Below are 3,308 nucleotides of genomic sequence, written 5' to 3'. Positions count from 1 at the left end.
ATTTGTTCATTGAAAACTGGATATTTGAAGTAAATTAAGTAATACAAACCGAGAACACCGCGTTGAATTTGAAGGCTAAACACTTGTTTAGCTGGATAGAGTTTTTTAATAAGTTCAATTGCTTATTTTCTTGATCGGACTTCTATCGCTAGAAGAAAGATCAAAACCCAACCGCAAGGTTGATAAGGTTAAGTGAATAAGGGCGCACGGTGGATGCCTTGGCACTAGGAGCCGATGAAGGACGGGACTAACACCGATATGCTTTGGGGAGCTGTACGTAAGCTATGATCCAGAGATTTCCGAATGGGGAAACCCAACATCTTTTATAGGATGTTACGTTTGCGTGAATACATAGCGCATTCGAGGTAGACGCAGAGAACTGAAACATCTAAGTACCTGCAGGAAGAGAAAGAAAATTCGATTCCCTGAGTAGCGGCGAGCGAAACGGGAAAAGCCCAAACCAATGAGCTTGCTCATTGGGGTTGTAGGACTCCAATATGGTAGTTCTTTCAGATAATCGAATGACTTGGAAAAGTCAGTCAAAGAGGGTAAAAACCCCGTAGATGAAATTTGGAAGGCACCTAGGAGGATCCTGAGTACGGCGGAACACGAGGAATTCCGTCGGAATCCGGGAGGACCATCTCCCAAGGCTAAATACTCCCTAGTGACCGATAGTGAACCAGTACCGTGAGGGAAAGGTGAAAAGCACCCCGGAAGGGGAGTGAAATAGAACCTGAAACCGTGTGCCTACAACAAGTCAAAGCCCGTTAATGGGTGATGGCGTGCCTTTTGTAGAATGAACCGGCGAGTTACGATTGCATGCGAGGTTAAGTCGAAGAGACGGAGCCGCAGCGAAAGCGAGTCTGAATAGGGCGTTTGAGTATGTAGTCGTAGACCCGAAACCATGTGATCTACCCATGTCCAGGTTGAAGGTGCGGTAAAACGCACTGGAGGACCGAACCCACGTACGTTGAAAAGTGCGGGGATGAGGTGTGGGTAGCGGAGAAATTCCAAACGAACTTGGAGATAGCTGGTTCTCTCCGAAATAGCTTTAGGGCTAGCCTCGGATTTGAGAATGATGGAGGTAGAGCACTGTTTGGACTAGGGGCCCATCTCGGGTTACCGAATTCAGATAAACTCCGAATGCCATTCATTCATATCCGGGAGTCAGACTGTGAGTGATAAGATCCATAGTCGAAAGGGAAACAGCCCAGACCACCAGCTAAGGTCCCAAAATATATGTTAAGTGGAAAAGGATGTGGGGTTGCACAGACAACTAGGATGTTGGCTCAGAAGCAGCCACCATTTAAAGAGTGCGTAATAGCTCACTAGTCGAGTGACCCTGCGCCGAAAATGTACCGGGGCTAAACATATTACCGAAGCTGTGGAGTACACCATGAGGTGTATTGGTAGGAGAGCGTTCTAAGGGCGTTGAAGGCAGATCGTGAGGACTGCTGGAGCGCTTAGAAGTGAGAATGCCGGTATGAGTAGCGAAAGACAGGTGAGAATCCTGTCCACCGAATGACTAAGGTTTCCTGGGGAAGGCTCGTCCGCCCAGGGTTAGTCGGGACCTAAGCCGAGGCCGACAGGCGTAGGCGATGGACAACAGGTTGATATTCCTGTACTCGTTGTTTTTGTTTGAGCAATGGAGGGACGCAGGAGGCTAAGGAATGCAGACGATCGGAAATGTCTGTCCAAGCAGTAAGTCTTGATAGGAGTCAAATGCTTCTGTCTATACGGATAAGCTGTGATGGGGAGGGAAATAATAGTACCGAAGTTCCTGATGTCACACTGCCAAGAAAAGCTTCTAGTGAGAAAACAATGACCCGTACCGCAAACCGACACAGGTAGTCGAGGAGAGAATCCTAAGGTGAGCGAGAGAACTCTCGTTAAGGAACTCGGCAAAATGACCCCGTAACTTCGGGAGAAGGGGTGCTGATCTTCGATCAGCCGCAGTGAATAGGCCCAAGCGACTGTTTATCAAAAACACAGGTCTCTGCAAAATCGTAAGATGAAGTATAGGGGCTGACGCCTGCCCGGTGCTGGAAGGTTAAGAGGAGTGCTTAGCGTAAGCGAAGGTACGAATTGAAGCCCCAGTAAACGGCGGCCGTAACTATAACGGTCCTAAGGTAGCGAAATTCCTTGTCGGGTAAGTTCCGACCCGCACGAAAGGCGTAACGATTTGGGCACTGTCTCAACGAGAGACTCGGTGAAATTTTAGTACCTGTGAAGATGCAGGTTACCCGCGACAGGACGGAAAGACCCCATGGAGCTTTACTGTAGTTTGATATTGAGTGTCTGTACCGCATGTACAGGATAGGTAGGAGCCGTAGAAATCGGAACGCTAGTTTCGATGGAGGCGCTGGTGGGATACTACCCCTGCGTTATGGCCACTCTAACCCGCACCACTGATCGTGGTGGGAGACAGTGTCAGATGGGCAGTTTGACTGGGGCGGTCGCCTCCTAAAAGGTAACGGAGGCGCCCAAAGGTTCCCTCAGAATGGTTGGAAATCATTCGAAGAGTGTAAAGGCAGAAGGGAGCTTGACTGCGAGACCAACAAGTCGAGCAGGGACGAAAGTCGGGCTTAGTGATCCGGTGGTTCCGCATGGAAGGGCCATCGCTCAACGGATAAAAGCTACCCTGGGGATAACAGGCTTATCTCCCCCAAGAGTCCACATCGACGGGGAGGTTTGGCACCTCGATGTCGGCTCGTCGCATCCTGGGGCTGTAGTCGGTCCCAAGGGTTGGGCTGTTCGCCCATTAAAGCGGCACGCGAGCTGGGTTCAGAACGTCGTGAGACAGTTCGGTCCCTATCCGTCGCGGGCGTTGGAAATTTGAGAGGAGCTGTCCTTAGTACGAGAGGACCGGGATGGACTTACCGCTGGTGTACCAGTTGTTCTGCCAAGGGCATTGCTGGGTAGCTATGTAGGGAAGGGATAAACGCTGAAAGCATCTAAGTGTGAAGCCCACCTCAAGATGAGATTTCCCATTTCTTTAAGAAAGTAAGATCCCTGAGAGATGATCAGGTAGATAGGTCAGGAGTGGAAGGCCAGTGATGGTTGGAGCGGACTGATACTAATCGATCGAGGACTTAACCAAATGGTTAAAAGAAAAGAACTCGGACATTACTTAAACTTCAAATCCAGTTTTGAGTGAGCAAAATGCAAACTCAATAAAAGATAACACCACAGTGTGGTGGCGATAGCGAGAAGGATACACCTGTAACCATGCCGAACACAGAAGTTAAGCTTCTTAGCGCCGATTGTAGTGAGGGGTTGCCCCTTGTGAGAGTAGGACGTCGCCACGC

At 49.5% G+C, this 3,308-nt stretch carries 2 rRNA genes; both read left to right on the top strand.

What is annotated here, in order from left to right:
- Positions 1–186 precede the first annotated feature (186 nt).
- Positions 187–3,100 (top strand): 23S ribosomal RNA (locus tag DVW83_RS14025).
- Between the two features lie 92 nt (positions 3,101–3,192).
- Positions 3,193–3,308 (top strand): 5S ribosomal RNA (rrf, locus tag DVW83_RS14020).

It is taken from the genome of Enterococcus sp. VV15 (assembly GCF_005236045.1).
In the GTDB taxonomy this organism is placed as follows: domain Bacteria; phylum Bacillota; class Bacilli; order Lactobacillales; family Enterococcaceae; genus Enterococcus_B; species Enterococcus_B durans.
The sequence above is the reverse complement of the archived record's forward strand: the minus strand, read 5'-3'. Positions and strand labels throughout refer to the sequence as shown.